The 21,660-nt window shown below is 70.5% G+C and carries 20 protein-coding genes and 1 pseudogene; 11 read left to right on the top strand and 10 right to left on the bottom strand.

Annotation, left to right across the window (positions count from 1 at the left end):
• Positions 1-616: IS3 family transposase (locus ACWDR7_RS10025; protein ID WP_449854770.1), on the top strand; the 616-nt coding region annotated here is incomplete at its 5' end.
• A 49-nt stretch (positions 617-665) separates the two neighbouring features.
• Here ACWDR7_RS10025 and ACWDR7_RS10020 read toward each other — a convergent pair.
• The 4 genes and pseudogenes from ACWDR7_RS10020 to erm form a co-directional block, all read right to left on the bottom strand.
• Positions 666-1,463 (bottom strand): annotated as a pseudogene (locus tag ACWDR7_RS10020) (recombinase family protein); the annotation flags it as partial.
• Between the two features lie 565 nt (positions 1,464-2,028).
• Complete coding sequence (locus ACWDR7_RS10015) at positions 2,029-2,307, bottom strand: helix-turn-helix domain-containing protein (RefSeq protein ID WP_449854769.1); 279 nt, start codon at positions 2,305-2,307, stop codon at positions 2,029-2,031.
• 92 nt (positions 2,308-2,399) lie between these two features.
• Positions 2,400-2,837: a helix-turn-helix transcriptional regulator gene (locus ACWDR7_RS10010; protein WP_187721658.1), complete on the bottom strand. Its 438-nt coding sequence runs from the start codon at positions 2,835-2,837 to the stop codon at positions 2,400-2,402.
• Positions 2,834-3,652, bottom strand: a complete 819-nt coding sequence (gene erm / locus ACWDR7_RS10005) for a 23S ribosomal RNA methyltransferase Erm (RefSeq protein ID WP_187722554.1) — start codon at positions 3,650-3,652, stop codon at positions 2,834-2,836. The genes ACWDR7_RS10010 and erm overlap by 4 nt, the downstream gene beginning before the upstream one ends.
• 518 nt (positions 3,653-4,170) lie before the next feature.
• On the opposite strand from erm, the gene ACWDR7_RS10000 reads away from it, so the two are divergent.
• The 3 genes from ACWDR7_RS10000 to ACWDR7_RS09990 all read left to right on the top strand — a co-directional run bounded on the left by ACWDR7_RS10000 (position 4,171) and on the right by ACWDR7_RS09990 (position 6,560).
• Positions 4,171-4,419 carry a hypothetical protein gene (locus ACWDR7_RS10000; protein ID WP_187721659.1) on the top strand — a complete coding sequence of 83 codons (249 nt, stop codon included), beginning with the start codon at positions 4,171-4,173 and terminating at the stop codon, positions 4,417-4,419.
• Positions 4,420-5,063: 644 nt separating this feature from the next.
• Positions 5,064-5,480, top strand: a complete 417-nt coding sequence (locus ACWDR7_RS09995) for a hypothetical protein (protein ID WP_126041420.1) — start codon at positions 5,064-5,066, stop codon at positions 5,478-5,480.
• A gap of 162 nt (positions 5,481-5,642) precedes the next feature.
• Positions 5,643-6,560, top strand: coding sequence for a hypothetical protein (locus tag ACWDR7_RS09990; RefSeq protein WP_187721660.1), 918 nt, complete (start codon positions 5,643-5,645; stop codon positions 6,558-6,560).
• A 449-nt stretch (positions 6,561-7,009) separates the two neighbouring features.
• Here ACWDR7_RS09990 and ACWDR7_RS09985 read toward each other — a convergent pair whose 3' ends face one another.
• Entirely contained in the window at positions 7,010-7,681 is a 672-nt protein-coding gene (locus ACWDR7_RS09985; protein WP_449854768.1) for a type 1 glutamine amidotransferase domain-containing protein, read from the bottom strand.
• A gap of 155 nt (positions 7,682-7,836) precedes the next feature.
• Here ACWDR7_RS09985 and ACWDR7_RS09980 point away from each other — a divergent pair, with 155 nt between their 5' ends.
• Both ACWDR7_RS09980 and ACWDR7_RS09975 read left to right on the top strand, forming a co-directional pair.
• Positions 7,837-8,280: a DUF7832 domain-containing protein gene (locus ACWDR7_RS09980; RefSeq protein ID WP_449854767.1), complete on the top strand. Its 444-nt coding sequence runs from the start codon at positions 7,837-7,839 to the stop codon at positions 8,278-8,280.
• Positions 8,281-8,284: 4 nt separating this feature from the next.
• Positions 8,285-8,890 carry a class I SAM-dependent methyltransferase gene (locus tag ACWDR7_RS09975; protein ID WP_449854766.1) on the top strand — a complete coding sequence of 202 codons (606 nt, stop codon included), beginning with the start codon at positions 8,285-8,287 and terminating at the stop codon, positions 8,888-8,890.
• A gap of 10 nt (positions 8,891-8,900) precedes the next feature.
• Here ACWDR7_RS09975 and ACWDR7_RS09970 read toward each other — a convergent pair whose 3' ends face one another.
• On the bottom strand, positions 8,901-9,875 hold the full coding sequence (locus tag ACWDR7_RS09970; RefSeq protein ID WP_449854765.1) for a LacI family DNA-binding transcriptional regulator: 975 nt from the start codon (positions 9,873-9,875) through the stop codon (positions 8,901-8,903).
• 121 nt (positions 9,876-9,996) lie between these two features.
• Between ACWDR7_RS09970 and ACWDR7_RS09965 the strand changes: the two genes are divergently transcribed.
• Genes ACWDR7_RS09965 through ACWDR7_RS09950 form a run of 4 tightly spaced genes read left to right on the top strand, consistent with a single transcriptional unit; the run spans position 9,997 to position 15,106 of the window.
• Positions 9,997-11,622 carry an HAD-IA family hydrolase gene (locus ACWDR7_RS09965; RefSeq protein ID WP_449854764.1) on the top strand — a complete coding sequence of 542 codons (1,626 nt, stop codon included), beginning with the start codon at positions 9,997-9,999 and terminating at the stop codon, positions 11,620-11,622.
• A 35-nt stretch (positions 11,623-11,657) separates the two neighbouring features.
• A complete protein-coding gene (locus tag ACWDR7_RS09960; RefSeq protein WP_449854763.1) occupies positions 11,658-12,545 on the top strand; it encodes a cell division protein FtsQ in 888 nt (295 codons plus the stop codon).
• A gap of 3 nt (positions 12,546-12,548) precedes the next feature.
• A complete protein-coding gene (locus ACWDR7_RS09955; RefSeq protein WP_449854762.1) occupies positions 12,549-14,276 on the top strand; it encodes an ABC transporter ATP-binding protein in 1,728 nt (575 codons plus the stop codon).
• Positions 14,273-15,106 carry an energy-coupling factor transporter transmembrane component T family protein gene (locus ACWDR7_RS09950; protein WP_449854761.1) on the top strand — a complete coding sequence of 278 codons (834 nt, stop codon included), beginning with the start codon at positions 14,273-14,275 and terminating at the stop codon, positions 15,104-15,106. The genes ACWDR7_RS09955 and ACWDR7_RS09950 overlap by 4 nt, the downstream gene beginning before the upstream one ends.
• A gap of 19 nt (positions 15,107-15,125) precedes the next feature.
• On the opposite strand, the gene xylB is transcribed toward ACWDR7_RS09950, so the two are convergent.
• The 4 genes from xylB to ACWDR7_RS09930 form a co-directional block, all read right to left on the bottom strand.
• On the bottom strand, positions 15,126-16,541 hold the full coding sequence (gene xylB / locus ACWDR7_RS09945) for a xylulokinase (protein WP_449854760.1): 1,416 nt from the start codon (positions 16,539-16,541) through the stop codon (positions 15,126-15,128).
• 1 nt (position 16,542) lies between these two features.
• Positions 16,543-17,733, bottom strand: coding sequence for a xylose isomerase (gene xylA, locus ACWDR7_RS09940; protein WP_449854759.1), 1,191 nt, complete (start codon positions 17,731-17,733; stop codon positions 16,543-16,545).
• A gap of 135 nt (positions 17,734-17,868) precedes the next feature.
• The gene (locus tag ACWDR7_RS09935; protein ID WP_449854758.1) at positions 17,869-19,092 is read right to left on the bottom strand and encodes an endo-1,4-beta-xylanase; all 1,224 of its coding nucleotides are present in this window, start codon (positions 19,090-19,092) and stop codon (positions 17,869-17,871) included.
• A gap of 31 nt (positions 19,093-19,123) precedes the next feature.
• On the bottom strand, positions 19,124-20,149 hold the full coding sequence (locus tag ACWDR7_RS09930) for a LacI family DNA-binding transcriptional regulator (RefSeq protein ID WP_449854757.1): 1,026 nt from the start codon (positions 20,147-20,149) through the stop codon (positions 19,124-19,126).
• Between the two features lie 215 nt (positions 20,150-20,364).
• On the opposite strand from ACWDR7_RS09930, the gene ACWDR7_RS09925 reads away from it, so the two are divergent.
• A complete protein-coding gene (locus ACWDR7_RS09925) occupies positions 20,365-21,657 on the top strand; it encodes an extracellular solute-binding protein (RefSeq protein WP_449854756.1) in 1,293 nt (430 codons plus the stop codon).
• The last annotated feature ends 3 nt before the right edge of the window (positions 21,658-21,660 follow it).

The raw sequence follows: 21,660 nt of genomic DNA, 5'->3' as shown, positions 1-21,660 counted from the left end.
GGAGGCGGGGATCTTCGGGATCCAGCCCCGCTCCAAGAAGCGCACCACGATCCCCGCCGACGACGTGGTGACCCGCCCCGATCTGCTCAAGCGGGACTTCACCGCCGACCGGCCCGGGGTCCGCTTCGTCGGCGACATCACCTACCTGCGCACCGGGGAAGGGTGGCTGTATCTGGCGACGGTGATCGACCTGTTCAACCGTGAGGTCGTGGGCTGGTCGATGGCTGAGCACATGCGCACCGAGCTGATCGGCGACGCCCTCACGATGGCCCATACCCACGGGCGCATCGAGTCGGGCGCTCTGTTCCACTCGGACCGCGGAAGCCAGTACACCTCTGACGAGTACGCCAAGCTCGCGGGCCGTTTCGGGGTGCGGTTGTCGGTGGGAAGGACCGGGGTGTGCTGGGACAACTCGGTCGCCGAATCGTGGTTCTCGATGCTCAAGAACGAGATGTACTACCGGCAGTCCTTCGCGACCCGGCGGCGAGCGAGATTCGCCGTGATGCAGTACATAGAGGTGTTCTACAACCGCCGCCGGCTGCACTCCACCCTCGGCTACCGCACCCCCGCCGAGACCCGGGCCGCCTACTACGCCCAGACCGCAACCGCGGCCTGAAATCCACAAAGAGATCGTCTACGAAGCTTGACACAGCCCAGGCGCCTTGGTAGCGGACCTGCCCGATGTAGTACGGGTTGCGCAAGAGTTTGAAGAACGTGGAACGCCCCACCGGCCCGGACGGGCGTTTCGGGGTGGGGGCCGTGGTGAGGCCGCGGGCGGTGGCTTCGGCGAGGAGGTCGGGGACGGTGTGCTCGCCTTTGGCGTAGGTGTCGAAGACCCAGCGGATGAGGGGCGCACGGTCGGGGTCGATCTCAACGGTGCGGTACTCCCTGCCCTGGTCATCGGTGCGCCGGATGTTGAGGTAGCCGATGGGTGCCCGGGATGGGGTGCCGCCTGCGGCGACTTTCTGGGTCATGCCTTTGGTGACTTCGGCGGCGAGGTTGCGGGAGTAGAACTCCGCGATGGAGGACATGATGCCGTGGAGCAGCATCCCGGAGGGGGTGTCGTCGATGTTCTCGGTGGCGGAGACGAGTTGGACGCCGGCGTCGATGAGGTGGCGGTGGATGTCGACGTCATCGAGCCGGTTCCGTGCCAGCCGGTCGACCTTGTGCACGATGCAGTAGGTGACCTGATGGGTCGCGATGTAATCCAGTAGCTGCTGCAACCCCGGCCGTTTCGCCGACCTGGCTGACTCGCCGGCGTCGACGAACTCCGCGACCACCTGGGCGCCGAGGGTTTCGGCTTTGCGGCGGTTCGCCTCACGCTGGGCCGGGATGGAGAATCCTTCGTCGCGGCCGCCGGTGGTGGCTTGTTCCTTGGTGGAGACCCGTTGATAGGTCACCGCCGTCACCCGCCCCTCACCCGGGACGGTGGTCAGGGTCTTCGTGTCGGCGGTCGTCGTCATGGTTGGTGGTCCTCGTCGTCGAGTCGGCTACAGGTGCGGTCTGGTCGTGGAGGCGGTCGGCGAGGTGCAGCACTAGCGCGACCAGCCGGTCCATGTCCGGCTCGCCCCGGGGCACGGGTTCGGCGATCAACCGCCGCCCGTTCGGTGTGGTGCGTGCATGCCTCATGCCCCACAGGTGGACACCCCACCCCCGAGAGAAAGCCGGTGGTGGTGACGGTTCCGGAAAATGTCCGGCACCGTCCCGTCCTCCGGAGCGGGGCACGAGGGTGCTGGGTGGGGTGGTTCACGGCGGGGGAAAATTTCCCCAGCCGTGCAACCCAACCGGATGGTGCACGATCCGCACTGCCTCGCCGCGGCCCCCGATACCGGGGTCCCACTGACGGCTCACTCTGCAGGTGCGCACCGGCCCCAGATGGAGCACCCTGGCAGTGGCCTCCACGACTACTCCAGGTAAGGGGCTTGTGTCGAGCAGATCAGTCATGAATGCGCAGATCACCGTCTAATCTGCGCGTATCCCGGACATCGTCCGGGGCGGGCAGCGGCTGCCCGCACCACAAGCAACCCGTCAGATCGTCTGCCGGGTCCGCTGGTGATACTGGTTGCGGTATGCGGTTGGGGTGACGCCCATGATCTTGGCGAACTGCTCCGCCGCATGACCACGATTCCGCCACCCCACCCGGACCCCGATCTCGCCGACCGTCATGTCCGACTCCCGCAACAGCCGAGCCATCTCCCGCACCCGCAACCGAGCCAGCAACATGATCGGCGGGACGCCGAACTGCTCCACGAACAGGCCCCCGAGCCGCGACGGCGACAGATGGGCATCCTGTGCGAGTTCGGCCAAGGTCCACCGGTGAGCGAGATCAGCTCGCATCCGAATGACCGTGTCACGGATCTCTGTCCTGGTAGGGCCGAGGCCAGAGTGCTCTGTGGCCGTCATCGGGGCAACTCGCTTCGCTGTCCACAGCACGGGCATTCCAGGCTTGCTCGTTGGGTCGCGGTACGTCGATACGCGGATGGGCTGACCCCGACGATGGTGGTGAACTGTCGTGCGGCGTGGCCGCGGCTGCGCCACCCGACCTGTGTCATGGCGACACCGACCGGAAGATCAGTCTCTATCAGGAGCTCGGCCAGTCTGTGGGCGCGAAGGTGAGCCAGGTACTGGATGGGAGGCATCCCGAAACGTTGGCTGAAGGCCCTGCCCAATTGTGACGTGGACAGGTGCACGAGGTCGGCAAGGTCACGAAGTCGCCAATCCCGTCCGGGGTCTTGAGCGAGGAGCCGTGCTGCATGGTGTACGGCTGTCTCGGTCCAGCACGTATGGCTGGGTGTGGTCTCGTCCGGGCAGACTCGCCACGAGGGGTCGATGCTCATCGCCGCCGCCTTCCTGAGGACGACTGCGTGCGGTGGGGCGGTGGCGAGGAGCCTGTGGTCTTGAACAAGTCCACCCATGCCTCGACGGGCAGGTCCTTCGGCAGTCCGGCAGCGTTCACGCCCTGGCGTGTCAGCCACGCCTGTGCCGCCTGTGGCGAGCCGAGCGAGGTGTTGCGTGCGAGGATCTGGGCCAGCCCACGTCCGGGACCGGTGTAGACGCGGTGGACCAGGGCGTGGAACTGGCGTCGCCGCGCCGGGGGCAGCAGCGGGTGTTCGCGGCGGTGGATGGTGAGGATTCCGCCGTCGACGCCCGGACGTGGGGTGAACGCGCGAGCGGGAACACGACTGTGCAACGTGAAGGTGAACCAGGGCGCCCATTGCGCGGTCATCATCGTGGCACCGCCGACGCCCGCTCTGCGCCGCGCAACTTCCCATTGCACGAGCACGATTGCATCGGTCCATGCCGGGGCATGCAGGATGCGTCGCAGCATGGCCGTGGTCTGGTGAAACGGCAGGTTCCCGACGAGCACATGCGCCGATGTTGGAAGCCGGTAGTCCAGGAAGTCGTCGGCGACGACCTCCACGTGCGACGGCAACCGCTCGGCCAGGCGTTGGGCGAGCCGGGTGTCGATCTCGACGGCTGTCACCGGTGGCCCGAGCTGGGCCAGCGGGGTGGTGAGTGCTCCGTCACCGGGGCCGATCTCGATGATCGGGCCATCGGTGGCGGCCACGAGCCGGGTCATCGTGGCAATGATGGATGGGTCAGTCAGGAAGTTCTGGCCGTGCTCATGACGGCCACCTCGATAGATAGGCACTGTTTGCTCCGTGGTTGTTGCGGAGCCGGGCACGCTGAAAGAGCCGCCCGGCCGTGATCACCGGGGCGGGAGCAACAACCTGTGGAGGGTGCTCGCCGCTGTTAGCGGCTGCGCAGACGCAGCGAAGCAGTGCCGTAAACCAACATGCCAACCAGCGTAGGTCACCCCACCGCCACTCGGCGACCCAATAACCCGTCCATGCGTCAAAGACGCGCAGATCCGTATCACCACAGGCCAGAACCGACTTGCAGGCCGTCCGTGCCCGACGAACCTCCACCTCCGCGAGTGATCCCATAGAGCTGCCACGCGTCTTGCAGATCGAGGACTGGCGCCCCCTGGGTGCCCCGATGATGCTGCACCGGGTGGTCGCTGAAGATGGCTGCATCGACCGGAACCGACCTGGTCGGCACCTCGATCTGCAAGAGGCGTGACGTTGCTGAGCTGAGAACGAGACGAAGAGCTGTATTGAGCTTCCTGCACACCAAGTCTGAGGGGATACTCCTCTTGGAGCCCGCACAATGCCTGCAACGAAGTCGCCGGAGTGCCTGCTGGTGATGAAGCTGCACGTCTCCCGGGATGAACGTGACATCGAAGACGCCGCGGGGCTGTTCGTCCGGCTCGACTACACCACCGCACAAGACTGTATCGACGTCCTAACGGCCACCAACCCGGTGGGTCAATTGCTGTTCAGGCCCGCTACGTCGCCGAAGACATCGCAGGCTGCGTCAAAGTTCCGCGCGTCGGCGAAGGCGATGCGCCACCGTTGACCGCGGGGCCAACCGTGCTCCGGGAGCCGGTCTGGCTCGTGGACGAAGTCCGGCAACGGCGGACGACGGTCCGGGCTTCTGTCGGGCTGCGTCGCGATCGGAGGATTGGTCACTCTGGCCCGGTCCCTAGCCGGGGTCAGCCTCGTTTCAGCCATGAGGCGTAGAAGCGCCAAAGCTCATCGACGCAAACCGTTCGGGAAGCTCCCGAACGCGTCTTGGCGTGCACATCCGCGAGCGTACATCGAAGCTGCTGCAGCGTTGAGCAGGGCAGCTGCTTCCTGCCTTCACAACTTCGGAGGGCACGATGGCTCCTCCGTAGTTCACCAGAACGCGGTACTTCTTCTCCCATGGTTCTGTTGATCAGTGCACTGTTGAAACAATCAAGACGCTCCGAGTGGTCCGACTCCTGACCACCACCACAGCGATACCCCTGTTGCCAACTCCAACTCTGATGCTAGGCGGGCGTGAGATGTCACTGCTGGAAACCTAGCGTGTGCGCCAGGCAGAGTCGGTGACGCCTCGGCATGTCATGCCCTAGGTCAGAAGTTCGGATGTGCCGGATCGTGCGATAGAGAACTTCAAACACGCTGAGGCGGATCAATCTGTTAGACTCGGAACGTGATGACGACGAGAGGAGAGTTTTGATGGGGTTCGAGGTGTTCGACAAGCGCATGGCGCCGCTGGCGAAGGCTCCAAGCGTGACGATCCAGAAGAGAGGTATCTTCTCGATCAATCGCGTAGCTCACAAGCTGATTGAAGAGCCGGAGACGGTGGAACTGTTGTTCGACAAGGAGAACAAGGTTATCGCTCTGCGCCCTTCAAAGGAGCCTCACGCGTACTCGATTCGTCCGCAGTCGTCGCGGGACACTGGCCAGGTCATCTTGTCAGCAACCGCTTTCACTCAGTATTACGACATCGACACAAGCGTCAGCCGACGGTACAAGCCGTATGAGCAGGACGGCATGCTCTGCATCGATCTGACGGGGCCGAGTGCGGAGGTGCGTGGCAACCGTGCCAAGCGTGTAGAGCCAGCGGACTCAGAGGAGCCCGATGCGCGCTAGCTATAGAAGACTCTGGCCCGACCCCGGTGGTGCGGGATCAGGCCAGTACCGGCCCGAGGGCGCGGTGATGACTTGCTCAGTCACCTCTAGCGTACCGAAGCTTCCTGAGACGCGCTGTCTCTGCTTCTTCCTCGGGCTCCAAACCCAAGGAAGGAGGGCGTCATGCCCACCATCACCACCCACTACGGGATCACGGGTCCCGTTCCGTTCGTCGATGTGGAGGTCACGGCTGACAACCGTCTCTACGTCGACCCTCATGCGATCCGGCTGCGGAGGACACCCCAGCCGTTCGCCAATCAGGCGCTGGAGTGCGTCGACACGTTCACCCGCCAGGTGACTGACAGCATCATCAAGGGGGCCGGGGCTACCGGCCGTCGGGGCGAAAGGCTGTTGCAGCGTTTCGTCGAGCCATGGGAGACCCGGCTCGGAATGTCTGCAAAGGGCTTCCACGGCCACGGGGGCGCTGACGTCGTCGGCACCTGGATCTGGGACGTGCTCAACAACGACGTGGAAGCGTTGGTTCGCGTTGGGATCCTCAAACAGATCGAGGACCTTCCGCTGTTCGTCGAGGGCGTGGATCGCGACATTACCTCCGACATCACCACGCGCATCATCTTCGGGCCGCTCGCGCAGTTCACCCAGCTGATGATCGACACGTATCCACAGTTCAACTCTGCTGGACACAAGACCCAGGCGTACCGCAAGCAGATCTGGAATCCGATCATCGGTGACTGGGACGAAGCGGACATGACACTCCCGGTGGTGGACGGAAAGCCGCTCGTGCTCGTCCCCCGGGAGTGGGCCCGCCCGACTCTCCTCATGTCCGCTACGCGCTACTACGAGACAAGTGTGTTGTCGTTTGCGCAGTTGGAGCAGGCGGTGAGGGCGTCGGATGGCAGGTTGATCAAGACCCCCAAAGATCGGCTCAAGAAGCAGTCGGGTCTCGGCCGCGGACGTGGCACCAACATGCGTATCACCATGCGGGCCTTCGACAACGCCGAGGATCTGCTCGCCACATTCAAGGCGTTCGTGGCCGAGCGTCTGGATAAGAACGACTCCGACGGACGGTCGGCCGCGTAGAGCACAGTGAAGGCGGTGAGGGTGCAGTAGCCGCCGGCATCCTCACCGCCGATACCTTGTCGCCGCAGCCTGTTCGGTGCGACGCACCGCCCGCCCAGGCTTACGAGTTCTTCGTCTGCTCCCATACCGTCACCCGGTGCACGCCGAACCGCTTCGCGATCGACAGGACGCTCTCTCCGTTGGTGCGGGCGGTTCGGATTGCGTCCACTTCTTCCGGCGTCAGTGGCGTTCGGGACCGTCGCGTTGGGTTCGAGACCGCCCCCGGCTCGGGCTCAGTCACCAACGGCCGTGCGCTCACGATGCCCGGTTTCGCCTGCTCCCACGCGGCACTCAGTCGCTCCAGCCGCTCCCACGTGTTCGGGCTGAGTCCACCGGCGTCCACCACACGAAGAAGGCCCTCACCGATCGGTGAGGGCCTTCGTGCAACCCGGGTGGGTCGGGTCAGCGCGTCACGCGCCGAGTCGCGCGAGGAGCGCGCGGGCGACGGAGCCGGACGACTGCGGGTTCTGGCCCGTGATGAGCGCGCCGTCCTCGATGACGTGGTCGGCCCACGGCTCGGCCGTGGCGACCTCGACGCCGTTCTCGCGCAGCGTGGTCTCGAGCAGCCACGGGGCGCGCGGAGCGAGACCGCCCTGGATCTCCTCCTCGTCGGTGAACGCGGTGACGCGGCGGCCCGCGGCGGCGAGGGCGCCGTCCGCGCCGCGCGCCGCGAGCAGGGCCGCGACGCCGTGGCAGACGAGCGCGAGGGGCGTTGCGGTCTCGAGCGCGTCGGCGATGAGCGCGCCGGAGACGGGGTCGACGGCCAGATCCTCCATGGGGCCGTGCCCGCCGGGGTAGAAGACGGCGTCGTAGTCGCCCAGCGCGACGTCCTCGAGGCGCAGCGGCTCGCTCAGCCGCACGATCTCCGCGAGCGCCGCGCGCGTCTCGTCGCTGTCGAGGGAGCCCTCGTCGGCCACGGGCGGGATGCCGCCGGGCGTGGCGAACACGACGTCGTGCCCCGCGCCGGTCAGCAGGCGGAAGGGCGTGAGCAGCTCCTCGGCCCAGTAGCCGGTGGGGTGGGTGGCACCGTCGGAGAGGGTCCAGGAACGGGCTCCGGTGACGACGAACAGGACGGTGGACATGGCGCTCCTCGGTGATGACGCGGTCGGCGCCCGGTCGGGCGCCTCACAGAGGCCAACGCCCCCGCACGCAGATTCTTCCGGCCGATCGAGTTCCGCCGCGCGTCGCGATACGCTCGGCGCGAGCGCGGGTCTCGCGGAACGAAGCTGGAGGAGCCATGGCGGACGGGATCGTCTACGACAGCGTGGACTGGCACCTCGGGGGCGACTTCCCCGACGACCTGGACGACGCGGCCGCGCGCACGCACATCGGCGTGTTCCTCGCGTGGATCGTGGAGCGCGGGCTGCTGGAGGAGGACGTCGCGCGCGAGAACGCCGACGAGGTCGCCGCCGTGCGGGCGGGGGAGCTGAGCGGCTCGGCCTTCCTGCGCGACTGCTGCGACGACGTGCTGAGCGCCGACGTGCTCTCGGAGGAGGGCGACGCGTTCGCGCGGGACTACTACGAGGCGCTCTACCTCGACGACTACGTCGACCTCTCGGACGACGACCTGCCGACGATCTACCACGAGCCCGATTCGCCCGAGAAGCGCGCGGAGGTCCGCGCGGTCCTGGATGAGCGGTTCGCCGAGTGGCAGCGCGACGGCGCGGCGGCGTTCGGCTGAGCCGATGACGCGCGAGACGACCGAGACGGCGCCGGCGACCGGTCGGCCCGCGTACACCGCCGCGCGCGACGGGGCGATCCGGCGCCTGCGCGGGCGCGTGCTCGAGATCGGCGCCGGCACCGGCGCGAACTTCGCGCACCTGCACGCCGACGTGGAGTGGATCGGGCTCGAGCCGTCCGCGGGGCGCAGCGGCGCCCTGGCCGAGAACGCCCGGCGCCACGGGCACCGCGCCGCGCCGCTCGTGACGGGCGCCGAGGAGATCCCGCTGGCCGACGCGAGCGTCGACGCGGTCCTGGCGACCACCGTGCTGTGCAGCGTGCGCGATCAGGCCGCGGTGCTCGACGAGGCCGCGCGCGTGCTCGTGCCCGGCGGACGGGTGCTGCTGGCGGAGCATGTGGCGGCCCCGGCCGGATCGGGCACGCGCCGGCTGCAGCGGCTCGCGCGCCCGCTCACGCGGCTGCTCGACCACGGCTGCGACCCGGTCCGCGACACCGAGAGCGCCGTGCGCGCGAGCGCCCTCCGGCTCGAGAGCGTGCAGCGATTCGCCGTGCCGGTGCTCGGCCGCCTGCGCATGCCGTTCGTCGTCATCGAGGCGATCAAGCCCGCCTGAGGGGCCGGTCTCAGGCGGGCGAGCGGCTGGAGTCGCGCAGGATGAGCGTGGGCGCGGCGACGACGCGGGTCGGGGCCTCGCCCACGGCCAGCGCGAGCGCCATCGCCATGGCGTCGGCGCCCATCCGCTGACGCGGCTGATCCACGCTCGTGATGCGCATGAGATCCGCCAGGTCGGTGTTGTCGTAGCCGACGACCGCGAGGTCGGCGGGCACGCGGACGCCCCGCGCGGTGGCGTCGGCGATGAGCCGCGCGGCGAGGCGATCGTGCGCGGCGAAGACGGCCGTCGGCCCGGCGTCGCCGGTCATCGCGTCCAGCAGCGCCTCGATCCCCCCGTCGCGCGAGTCGTACTCGCGGGGTGGCGTCGCGAGGGACCGATAGGCGGCACGGCGGGCGGAGGCGGCGGGGCGGTCGGAGTCGTAGAGGTGCGCGATCCGCTCGTGTCCCGCGTCGATCAGATGCCGCAGGGCCAGGCGCGCGCCCGTCTCATCGTCGTTGGAGATCCATCCGGCATCCGCGGGCACGGAGGGCGGCCGGCCGACGACGACGAGCGGCACGCGGGACGACGCGTCGCACAGGTCGTCCTCGGTGAGGTGCCCCGTCACCGCGATCACGGCGTCGACGCCGAGGGAGATGAGGCCGGCGAGGCGCTCGCGCAGCAGGGCGCGGTCACGGCGGCCGTGGCTGAGGATCACGCCGAAGCCGGCGTCGCGCGCGGCGTCCTCGATGCCGTTGACGACGTCGGTCTGATAGGCGTTGCGCAGGTCCGTCAGCAGCACGCCCACGAGCTCGCTGCGCCCGCTCACGAGCCGCTGCGCCCAGCCGTTGCGTCGGTAGCCCAGGCTGTCGGCGGTGGCGAGGATGAGGTCCCGGCTGGCCTGGCTGACGCCGGGATCGCCGCGCAGCGCCGCGCTCACGAGCGACTTCGAGACTCCGGCGGCGTGCGCCACGTCCACGATCGTGGGGCGACGGTGTGCCGGGGTCATGCATCGAGTCTCGCATCCGCGCATCGCGCGGGGGCGCCGGTCTGCGGCGCGCCTGGAACGTTCCGGATCCGTTCACCTTCCGGACCGCCGCCGGTCACGATGCGCCCGTAGCGTCGCGTCCGTGACCTCCGCTGATCTCCTTCCGGCACCGCTCCGGAACGTTCCAGACGCCCTGCTGCTCGACTTCGGCGGCGTGGTGTTCGAAACCGCCAAGGACCCCGCCGGCAAGCGGCGCCTCGCCCAGAAGCTGCGCGAGCGCCTCGCCAGGGGCCTCATCGACGTGGAGACCGACCGCCTGCAGAGCTCGCTCACGGCGGGCCTGACGGCGCTCAAGCACTGGAAGCACGCCCAGAGCCGGCGCCTCGCGCCGCGCGAGCTGGCCCCGCGCGAGATCGTGGGCGACTTCCTGGCCGCCGACCTGCCGCAGCCGGCGCGGCTGCTGCTCGTCGCCGAGGCGAGCGACGTGCTGCTCGAGGTCACGACGACGCTGTCGGAGCACCGCGTGCGGCCGGGGATCCGGGAGCTGCTCGATCTGGCCGACGCGAACGGGATCCCCGTGGGCATCGTCTCGAACGCGCACTCCGGGCGCAGCCACCGCGCCGTGATGGCGCAGCACGGGCTGGACGGGCGGTTCGCCGTGCAGTGCTACTCGGACGAGGTGGGTCTTCGCAAGCCGCATCCTGGCATCATCGAGCTCGCGGCCGAGGCGTGCGGGACGACGGCGGATCGCTGCTGGTACGTCGGCGACACGCAGGACCGCGACGTCGTGGCGGGGCGCCGCGCGGGCGTCGCGGCCGTGATCCTCACCCGCAGCCACCACACCGACGCGCCGCCGTTCGCGGTCGACGGCGAGGCCGACGCCGTCTACGCCGATCCGCGCGGCGTCGCGGACGCGCTGCAGGCGGCCCTCGCCGGCGGCGCGCGCTCGGCGGTGGTCGCGCCTCCCGCGCCCGAGGGGCGCGCGGCGCTGCTGATCGACCACGGCGGCGTCATCTCGGCGTCCGTGCCCGATGCCGAGCGGCTGGCCGCGTTCACCGCCTGGCTCGCCGGGCTGCTGTCCGGCCCGGAGACCGCGCTCGATGCGGCGGAGGTCGAGCGGCTGCTCGCGCAGGCCAGGGCGACGCACCGGGCGTGGAAGTCCGACGCGCGCCGCCGCTTCGACGAGGACGGCGCCGCGCTGCCGGAGGCCGATCCCGTGCTCTTCTGGAGCGAATGGTTCGGAGCCGCGCTCTCGCCCCGGCGCCGCGCCGTGCTGCGTGCCGAGGCGCACGACGTCATGGCCCTCTACGGGCGCGCGAAGTCCCGGCGCACGCTGCGCGAGGGGGTGCGCGAGCTGCTCGAGACGTGCCGCGACGCGGGCATGCCGGTCGTGGTCGTCTCGAACACCGTGAGCGGGCGCGCCGTGCGCGAGGAGTGCCGCGAGCACGGGCTCGACGCGCTCATCGGCGCCTACGTGTGCTCGGACGAGATCGGCGTGCGCAAGCCCGACACCCGGATCGTCGACGAGGCGCTTGCGATCGCGGGGGCCGACCCCGCGCGCACCTGGTTCCTCGGCGACAAGCCCGAGAACGACGCCCTCGCGGCCCGAGCGTGCGGCGTGGCCCGTCGCGTGCTCGTCCGCGGCGGATCCACCCCGGATCCCGAGCTCGACGCCGCCCTGGCGTCGGGACTCGCCACCGAGATCGTCGGAACGCCCGGCGATCTCGTCCCCCTCGTCCGCACCAGCCGGCTCGCGCCGGTCGCCTGATCCCGAGTACTTCCCCTCACCCGAAGGAGACTGCAGTGACCACCACCGAAGCACGCCGCGGGCAGCTGCGCGGCGGAGGCGCCGCGGCGCCGTCCACGCCCCAGAACCTCATGGTCTTCGTCCTCTCGATGGCCCTGTTCGGGCTGTCGAACATCATCCTCGAGGTCATCCCCGACATCACGATCGGTCCGGTCGACTTCTCCGTCAGCTACATGGTGTTCATCCCGATCACCCTCGCGGCACTGTTCAGCCCGTTCTGGGTGGCGCTGGGCGCCCCGCTCGGCGAGATCGTCTTCACCGACCTGCTGATGGGCGACTTCTCCGGCCTCGCCGAGGTCGAGGGCTTCATCCAGATGTTCCTCGCCATCTACATCGCCGGCTCCGTGATCCGCAATCCGCTGAAGCGCGGGCAGATCGTGCTGGGTGCGCTGCTGATCGTCGGCATCGACAAGTTCCTCTCGGCGGCCGTCGACCTGCTCAAGGTGTGGATCGGCGTCGAGGACGCGGAGTTCGTGCAGGGTCTGCCCGAGTCGGTCCTGCTGCTCGAGGCCATCGGCTTCGGCGTCGACCTCGTCATGTCGGGCATCCTGTTCGGCGCGATCCCCGCCATCTGGCTCGTGCCGGCCCTGTACCGCCGCATCGAGCCGATGCTGGGCCTCGCGCCGCGCGAGCCGGGCAAGCCCATCCCCGGCGGCGTGCCGCAGGCAGCCTGGTTCGTCGTGGTGGCCGTGCTCGCCGGCATCGCCTCGTTCTTCTTCGCCTTCCTCGAGGCGTGGGACGTGTCGGTCGGGGCGGTCGAGGGCGAGTTCCGCGACGTCTACGGCGACCAGTTCCTCTGGGTGAGCGTGGCCGCGATCGTCGTCGTCCTCGCGCTCGCGAGCATCCTGTTCGCCGTCTGGCGCAAGCGCCGCAAGGACGCCTGACCCGTGGCCGACCCGATCATCGAGGTGCGCGACCTCAGCTTCCGCTACCCGGGAGCCGAGGCCGACACGCTCCGCAACGTCACCCTCGCCATCGAGCGCGGCGACTTCGTCGCGATGGTCGGCGGCAACGGCTCCGGCAAGACCACCCTCTGCAAGACGTTCAACGGCCTCGTCCCGCACTACTGGGCGGGCGAGTTCACCGGATCGGTGCACGTGGCCGGCATCGACACATGGGAGTCGTCGGTGGCGCGGCTCTCCTGGTCGGTCGGATACGTGTACCAGGACTTCCAGAACCAGCTCGTGCGGCCCACGGTGCGCGACGAGGTGTCGTTCGGGCCGATCAACTTCGGCTTCGAGGACCACGCCGAGCGCACCGCCGAGGCGATGGCGGCCGTCGGGATCGCGCATCTGGCCGACCGGTTCGTCTGGCAGCTGTCGGGCGGCCAGGCGCACCTCGTCGCGCTGGCCTCCGTGCTGGCGCTGCGGCCCGAGGTGATCGTCGTCGACGAGCCGGTGGCCGAGCTCGACCCCGCCGCCGCCCACGACGTGTACGACCGGCTCACGGCGCTCAACCGCGAGCGCGGGATCACGGTGATCACGATCGAGCACCACGCCGAGTTCATCGCGCAGTACGCCCGCTCGGTCGTGCTCATGAGCGCCGGGGCGCCGGTGTGGCACCTGCCCGTGACGGAGGCGCTGACGCGCGCCGACGACCTGGCCGAGCACGGCATCCCCGCCCCGCAGATCGTCGACGCGATGCGGCGGGTGGGGGTGCCGGGTGTCGCCCGCTCGGTCGGCGAGGCGGCCGAGGCCATCCGCGCGCGCGTCGACGAGCCGCCCCGCGCGGTCGCACCGCCGGCGGCATCCGGCGCGCCCGACGGAGCGAGCGTGGTCGCCGAGGCGCGCGGCGTCTCGCACGGCTTCCGTTCCGTGGCGGGCGACATCCAGCCCGTCATCCGGGACCTGTCCGTCACGCTGCGCGAGGGCGAGCGGATCGCGCTCATCGGCGGCAACGGCTCGGGCAAGACCACGCTCATGCGGCTGCTCGCGGGCATCCACGTGCCGCGCGAGGGCGACGTCTTCCTCGACGGCGAGAACACGAGGTCGAAGCGCGCGGGCCGGCTCGCCGAGCGGGCGGCCTACCTGTACCAGCAGCCGGAGCGGATGTTCCTCAAGGAGTCGGTGCGGGCCGACGTGGCGCTCTTCCCGCGCAGTCGGCGCGATCCGGATGCCGAGGCGCTCACCGATCGGATCCTCGATCGCGTGAAGCTCGTGCCCTTCGCCGACCGGGACGGCCGCACGCTCTCGGGAGGCCAGCAGCGGCGCGCGACCCTCGCGATCGGGTTGGCCATGCGCCCCAGCCTGCTGCTGCTCGACGAGCCCACCGCGAGCCTGGACGTCGCCAGCCGGGACGACGTGATCGGCATGCTCGGCGAGCTGGGCGACCGGATCGGCTGCGCGGTGATCGCGACCCACGACATGCACCTCGTCGCGGAGGTCGCGACGCGCGTCATCGCGCTCGAGGACGGGCGCATCGTCGCCGACACGACCCCGCGCGAGCTGTTCGCCGACGAGGCCGTGCTCGCGAGGGCCCGCCTCGTGCCGCCGCAGGTGGCGCAGCTGGGGCGGGCGCTCGGGATGGACCCCCTCCCGGTGACGCTCGACGAGTTCGCCGCGTGGCACCCGCGGGCGCGGGCCGGTGCCCCCGCCGGCGGGAGGGTGACGGCATGAGCGCCGTGGCGCGCAAGCAGCGCGACGTGCTGAGCGTCGAGTGGATCAAGCTCGAGCTCATCCGCACCGCGTACTCCACGCGCGGCGGCCTGTTCGCGGCGATGGATCCCCGTGTCGTCCTGCTCTGGTACGTCGCGACGGCGCTCGCGCCGTGGTTCACGCACAACCTCACGACCATCGGCTGCCTGTTCCTGCTCGGCACGATCGCGGTCGTCCTGGCCCGCGTGGGTCCGCTCGTGCTCGGCCTGTTCGTGACCGGCCTCGGCTTCGAGCTCGTCTACCTCGTGCTCGCCGCGACGATCTTCGGCGGCGACTTCACGACGTTCGTGGCCCTGACCGAGGTGACGGCGAAGATCGGCGTCGTGTCGCTCGTGAGTCTGGCGGCGTTCGTGTCGCTCGACCCCGAGAAGCTCTCGGACGCCCTGCTCGCGTTGCGCTGCCCGCCCGCGATCGCCTTCGCCGTGTCGTACGGGTACCGCATGATGCCGATCCTCGTCGAGGAGTTCTCGACGGTGATGGAGGGCTACCGGCTGCGGCAGGCGCCGCCCGCGAAGGCCGGCCTGCTCGGCTGGCGCCACGTGGTGCACTGGGCGACGCTCGCCGTGCGGGCGTTCTATCCGATCTTCCTCAACACGGCCAAGTCGGTGCGCACCACGGTCGAGGCGCTCGACGCGCGGGGCTTCACGTTCGCGACGGTCGACGACCGAGGCCGGCGCATCCGGATCGAGGCACTGCGCGTGCGCTGGCTCGATGTGCTCGTGCTCGCCGCGACCGCGGCGCTCGTGGTGGCCTGCTACGCCGCGGGCGCGCAGTGGCCCGTCTACCGCTGACGCGGCCGACGGGCCGCCGTCAGCGCCGCGCGGCGTACTGCTCGCGGATGACCGGGCGCGTGTCCGGCTCCGGAGAGGCGGAGAGCGACACCGGCCATGCCGGGCGCTCGCCGGTCAGCGCCCACGCCGCCTGCACGGCGCCGCCCGCGGCGACGTACTCGCCCGGCTCGGGCACGACGACGGGCGCGTCGAACACCTGCGCCGCGATCGCCGCGACCGCCGGGTTCTGCGCCGCGCCGCCGACGAGCAGGATCCGCTCCGCCGTCACGCCGTGCGCGCGCACGGCGTCGAGGCCGTCCGCGAGCCCCGACAGCATGCCCTCGACGGCCGCACGCGCGAGGTTCTCGCGCGTCGTGGCGGCGAGGGTCATGCCGAACAGCGTCGCAGTCGCGTCCGGCAGGTTGGGCGTGCGCTCGCCCTCGAAGTAGGGCTGCAGCACGAGGCCGCCCGCGCCGGGCTCGGCCGCGAGCGCGAGCCGCCCGAGCTCGCCGTGGTCGACGCCGAGGAGGGCGGCGATCCGGTCGAGCACGCGGGCCGCGTTGAGCGTCGCGATGAGCGGCAGGTAGCCGCCCGCCGCGTCGGCGAAGCCCGCCACGGTGCCGCTCGCGTCGCGCACCGGCGCGTCCGTCACGGCGAACACCGTGCCGCTCGTGCCGATCGACACGACGACGTCGCCGTCCGACGCGCCGAGACCGAGTGCGGCGCCGGCGTTGTCGCCGCAGCCGGGGCCCACGACGAGGCCGTCGGCGAGCGATCCCGCGCCGCCGGCCACCGACTCGGACGGCCCGAGCACGCGCGGGAGCACGATGCCCGACGCGTCGCGCCGCAGGGCCAGGCCCAGCAGCTCGCGGTCGTAGGCGCCGGAGGCCGCGTCGAAGTACGCCGTTCCGCTCGCGTCGGATCGATCCGTCACCAGCTCGTCCAGCACCGGTCCGAGGGGCGACTCGCCCTCGGGGCCGTAGCCGCGCAGCCGCCAGGTGAGCCAGTCGTGCGGCAGCGCGACCGCGGCCACGCGCGCGGCGTTCTCGGGCTCGGCGTCGGCGAGCCAGCGCAGCTTCGTCGCCGTGAACGAGGCGACCGGCACGAGGCCGGTGCGCCGGGCGAACTCCTCAGCCCCCACCTCGGCGGTGAGGTCGGCGGCGGCGCCGGCCGAGCGGGTGTCGTTCCACAGCAGCGCGGGTCGGATCACCCGCCCGTCCGCGTCGAGCGCCACCATGCCGTGCTGCTGCCCGCCGATCGAGATCGCCGCGACGTCGCCCAGGCCGCCGGCCTGGGCGAGCGCCGCCTGCAGTGCGTCCCACCAGGCCGCGGGGTCGACCTCGCTGCCGTCGGGGTGGGCGGCCCGCCCCGTGCGTACGACGGCGCCGGTGGCGAGATCCCGCACCACGACCTTGCAGTTCTGCGTCGACGAGTCGACGCCCGCGACCAGCGGCATGTCAGCGCGCGCCGAGCAGGTGCTCGGTCGCCAGCTGCTGCAGGCGCACGAAGCCGAAGCCGTGCCCGCCGAGGTAGGCGCCGGCGTCGAACTCCTCGAAGGCCGAGCGGTCGGCCAGGAGGTCGTCGTACGACTCGCCCTCGTTCAGCGTGGGGGCGCGCAGCTCGTCGACCTTCGCGGCCTTGAGCGCCTCCTGCACCTCGGGGTCGGCGCGGAAGGCGTCGGCCCGCTCCTTGAGCAGCAGGTAGGTACGCATGTTGGCCGAGACGGAGTCCCAGATGCCCTGCTCGTCCTCGGTGCGGCTCGGCTTGTAGTCGAAGTGACGCGGGCCCTCGTAGGCGGGGCCGCCCGCCGGCGAGCCGTGCTCGAGGAGGTCGACGAGCGCGAACGCGTTGTGCAGGTCGCCGTGACCGAACACGAGATCCTGGTCGTACTTGATGCCGCGCTGGCCGTTGAGGTCGATGTGGAAGAGCTTGCCGTGGTACAGCGCCTGCGCGATGCCCGCGGCGAAGTTCAGGCCCGCCATCTGCTCGTGGCCGACCTCGGGGTTCAGGCCCACCAGCTCGGGGCGCTCGAGCGAGTTGATGAACGCGAGCGCGTGGCCGAGCGTGGGCAGCAGGATGTCGCCGCGCGGCTCGTTCGGCTTGGGCTCGATGGCGAAGCGCAGGTCGTAGCCCTTGTCGACCACGTACTGGCCGAGCAGATCCACGGCCTCCTTGTAGCGCGCCAGCGCCGCCTGGATGTCCTTCGCCGAGTCGTACTCTGCGCCCTCGCGGCCGCCCCACATCACGAACGTCTTCGCGCCGAGCTCGGCGGCGAGGTCGATGTTGCGCAGCACCTTGCGCAGCGCGAAGCGGCGCACCTGGCGGTCGTTCGAGGTGAAGCCGCCGTCCTTGAAGACGGGGGCGCTGAACAGGTTGGTCGTGACCATCGGGACGATCAGCCCGGTGTCGGCGAGGGCCTGCTTGAGGCGGTCGATCTGCGTCTGGCGCTCGGCGTCGGTCGAGCCGAAGGCGAACAGGTCGTCGTCGTGGAAGGTGAGACCGTAGGCCCCGAGCTCTGCCAGCTTCTCGACGGCGTGGACCACGTCGAGCGCGGGCCGCGTGGGTCCGCCGAACGGGTCGGTGCCGTTGTATCCGATGGTCCAGAGTCCGAACGAGAACCGGTCGTCCTTGGTGGGGGTGAGGGACATGGGGGACCCGCTTTCAGCGTCGTCGGTGAATTGTTGTGAAACAGAACATATCAAGGCCGAGGTGCCGCCGCAATGGGTTCACGGCGCGCCGCCGCGCTGCTCGCGCAGCGGCGTGCGGCGCGGGGATGACGCGGCTCAGAGCTGCACGGGCACCGGCCCGTCGGCGCTCCCGCTGAGCTCGAACTCCGCGCTCGCCGCACCGGCGGCGACGCGATAGCGGCCGCGCCAGCCCTCCACGCGCACGCGGCCGTCGCCGTCCGTGCGGAGCGGGGTGGGCGCGAGCCACCACTCGCCGCGGATGAGGGCGTGCAGCCGGTCGTACGACGGCTTGCGGCTGCCGTCGGCGCGCAGCAGCCCGATCGGCGCGCCGAGCCACGCGCCGGCGTCCGAGATGCCCCAGTACGTGATCGCCGCGACGGCGGGATGCGCGACGAGGGCGCGGTACATCCGCTCCAGCTCGTCGGCCTGCCGCTGTTCGCCCTCGGGCGTCGACGGCCACTCGTCGACGACGTAGTCGTTGAGGTCGTCGATCTCCGGCGGCATCAGCCGGCCGGAGACGAGGCTCACCTCGGTGAAGTGCAGCGGCAGCCCGAAGCGCGCGAAGCGATCGGCCTTCGCGAGCAGCCACTCCTCGCCGCGGTACCCCTGGTGCATGTGCGTCTGGAGGCCGATGGCGTCGATCCGCACGCCCGTCTCGAGCGCGTCCTCGATGACGCGCTCGTACCGCTCCGAGAGGTCGAAGTCGTTGATGAGCAGCGTCGCCGAGGGGTTCGCCGCGCGCGCCGTCTCGAACGCGAGCCGGACGATGCCGGTGCGGCCGAGCTGGCGCGCCAGGCGCGAGACGGCGTTGGGCACGCCGTCGGGCTCGTTCTCGAAGACCGGCATGATCGCCACCTCGTTGATGGCGTCCCACGCGTCGATCATGCCCGTGAAGTCCGCGACCTCCCGCGCCACGCGCTCGCGCAGCAGCCGCTCGGCCTCGTCGGAGGGGAGCGGATCGAGCCACGGCGCCTTCACGGTGTGCCACACGAGCGGGTGGCCCTTCAGGCGCACGCCGCGCTCGGCGAACCAGCGCGCGGCGGTGAGCAGGCGCGCCGTGTCGGGCCGCCCGCGCTCGGGCTCGAAGCGCCCCCAGTAGAACGGCAGCGTGGCCGTGTCGAACAGGCCGAGCCAGTCCTCGGCCAGCCGCGACGCGTCCTCCTCGCCGCACGCGTGCGGGATGAGGTCGAAGCCGATGTTGCCGAAGCCGAACGCGTGTCGCGTCTGCTCGACGGTCACCTCGTGGTGGGCGAGCGGCGCGCCGCCGCCGGTGGTGAGCACGATCTCGGCGCTGCCGGTGCGGTGGGGGATGACGTCCATGTCAGCTCCTCGGTGTCGGTGTCGGTGGGGGCTACCGCGGTGGGCGGGAGGTCGATCCGCGCACGACGAGCTCGGCGGGCATGCGGATGTGCTCGCCGTCGCGGCCGTCGAAGATCCCCAGCAGCATGCGCACGGCGGCCGCACCCATCGCGTGCAGCGACTGGCGCACGGTGGTGAGGGCCGGCGTGGACGCGACGGCCTCCGGGATGTCGTCGAAGCCGACGACCGAGAGGTCCTCGGGGATGCGCAGCCCGCGCTCGGCGGCGACGCGCATGGCCTCGATCGCGGAGAGGTCGTTCGCGGCGAAGATCGCCGTGGGCGGCTCGGGCAGGTCGAGCAGTGCGGCCGCGGCGGCGGTCGAGTCGGCGGCGCGGTAGCCGCCGTCGGCGACGAGGGCCGGGTCGAACGGCAGCCCCGCGCCCTCGAGCGCCTCGCGGTAGCCGCGCTCGCGCAGCTGCGCGGACTCGAGGTCTGCGCGGCCTCGCAGGTGCGCGATGCGGCGGTGTCCCAGCGAGACGAGGTGCTCGGTCGCGGCGCGGGCACCGCCCAGGTTGTCGGTGTCGACGGTCGCCGGGCCCATGGGGCCCGTGTGCGGATCGATCGCGACGACGGGCATGTCCGTCTCCGGCAGCGCCACGGTGGGGGTGACGATGATCGCGCCGTCGATGAGGGTGCCGCCCAGGCGCGACAGCGACCGCCGCTCCCAGCCGGTGTGCTCGCCCGCCGACACGCTTCCGGCGTACGCGAGGATGTCGTACTCGGTGCCCTGCAGCGCCGTCGAGACGCCGCGCAGCAGCTGCACGGCGAAGGGCTCGAACTCGGCGACGAGCACGCCGACGACCTGCGTGCGGCGGCGCCGCATCGAGGTGGCGACGAGCGAGCTCTCGTAGCCGAGGTCGCGCACGATGCCGAGCACGCGCTTGCTCGTGGCGTCGGCGATGCCGTCGCGGCCGTTGATGACCTTCGAGACCGTGGCGACCGAGACCCCCGCCGCGCGCGCGACATCCGTGATCGTGATCCGTCGGCCGGGCCGCGGGTCGAGTGCGTTCGCCGTCATGATCCCTCACGGTAGCCCCATCGGACGGCGTCGCGGCGCCGCCCCGCGGCATATTCACGCCGCGTCGGGGATCGATCTCTACGGAGAGCGAAAACGTTATCGACAACGATTGACACGTTGCGCGACCGATGTCACAGTGGACGCGACACGCCTGGAGGACTCGACAACAGCGTCGAGCGGGTGCGTCGATCACTCAACGAAGAGGAGACCTGCGCATGAACGTTCGGAAGGCATGGACCGCCGCGGCGGCGGTCGTGGCCGTGGGGGCGCTCGGGCTGTCCGGCTGTGCCGGTGGCGACACCGGCGGCGGCGACGACGGCAGCGTCGAGATGACGATGTGGCACAACTCGACCACGGGCCCCGGCAAGGAGTTCTGGGAGGAGGCGGCCGCGGCGTTCGCCGAGGAGAACCCCGGCGTCACGATCAACGTGACCTCGGTGCAGAACGAGGACCTGGACGGCAAGCTGCAGACGGCCGTCAACTCGGGCGACATGCCCGACATCTTCCTGCAGCGCGGCGGCGGCAAGCTCGCCGACATCGTGGCGGCGGGGCAGGTCAAGGACCTCACCGGTGCGATCGACGACGACGTGAGGGAGGCGCTCGGCGAGGGGTCCTTCAACGCCTTCACGCTGGAGGACAAGATCTACGCGGTGCCGACCGCGGTGCTGCCCGGCGGCATCTTCTACAGCAAGGACCTGTTCGCGCAGGCCGGCATCACCGAGACGCCGACGACCATCGACGAGCTCGGCGAGGCCGTCGACAAGCTCAAGGCCGCGGGCATCCAGCCGATCGCGCTGGGCGGCAAGGCCGCCTGGCCCGCCGCGCACTGGTACTACTTCTTCGCGCTGCGCGCGTGCAGCGAGGACGTCATCTCGAACCTCACGACCAACCCCGACTTCACGGACGGCTGCTGGCTCGAGGCCGCGCAGAACCTCGAGGAGTTCGCCGGGACCGAGCCGTTCCACGAGGGCTTCCTCACCACCGACCCGCAGGAGGGCGCGAACTCGTCGGCCGGCCTCATCGCCAACCACCAGGCGGGCATGGAGCTCATGGGCGCCTGGAACGTGGGCGTCATCGCCAGCCTGACCCCGGACGAGCAGCCGCTACCCGACCTCGGCTGGTTCCCGTTCCCCGCCGTGGACGGCGGAGACGGCGACCCGACCGCCATGATGGGCGGCGTCGACGGCTACTCGTGCTCGGTCGACTCGCCGTCGGCGTGCGAGGAGTTCCTGAACTTCATCTCGGGCAAGGAGTGGCAGGAGAAGTACGCCGAGGCGTACCAGACGATCCCCGCGTCGTCCGAGGCGCTCGGCGCCGTGACCGACCCGTCGCTGCAGCCGCTCATGGAGGCGTACGGCGAGGCCGCGTACGTCACCCTGTGGCTCGACACGGCGCTGGGCCAGAACGTGGGCAACGCGCTGAACACGGGCGTCGTCGACATGCTGGCCGGTCAGGGCGACGCGCAGTCGCTCGTCGACGGCGTCGTCACGGCGTCCGAGCGAGGCTGATCG

It is taken from the genome of Microbacterium sp. NPDC003461, assembly GCF_053588335.1.
The sequence above is the reverse complement of the archived record's forward strand: the minus strand, read 5'-3'. Positions and strand labels throughout refer to the sequence as shown.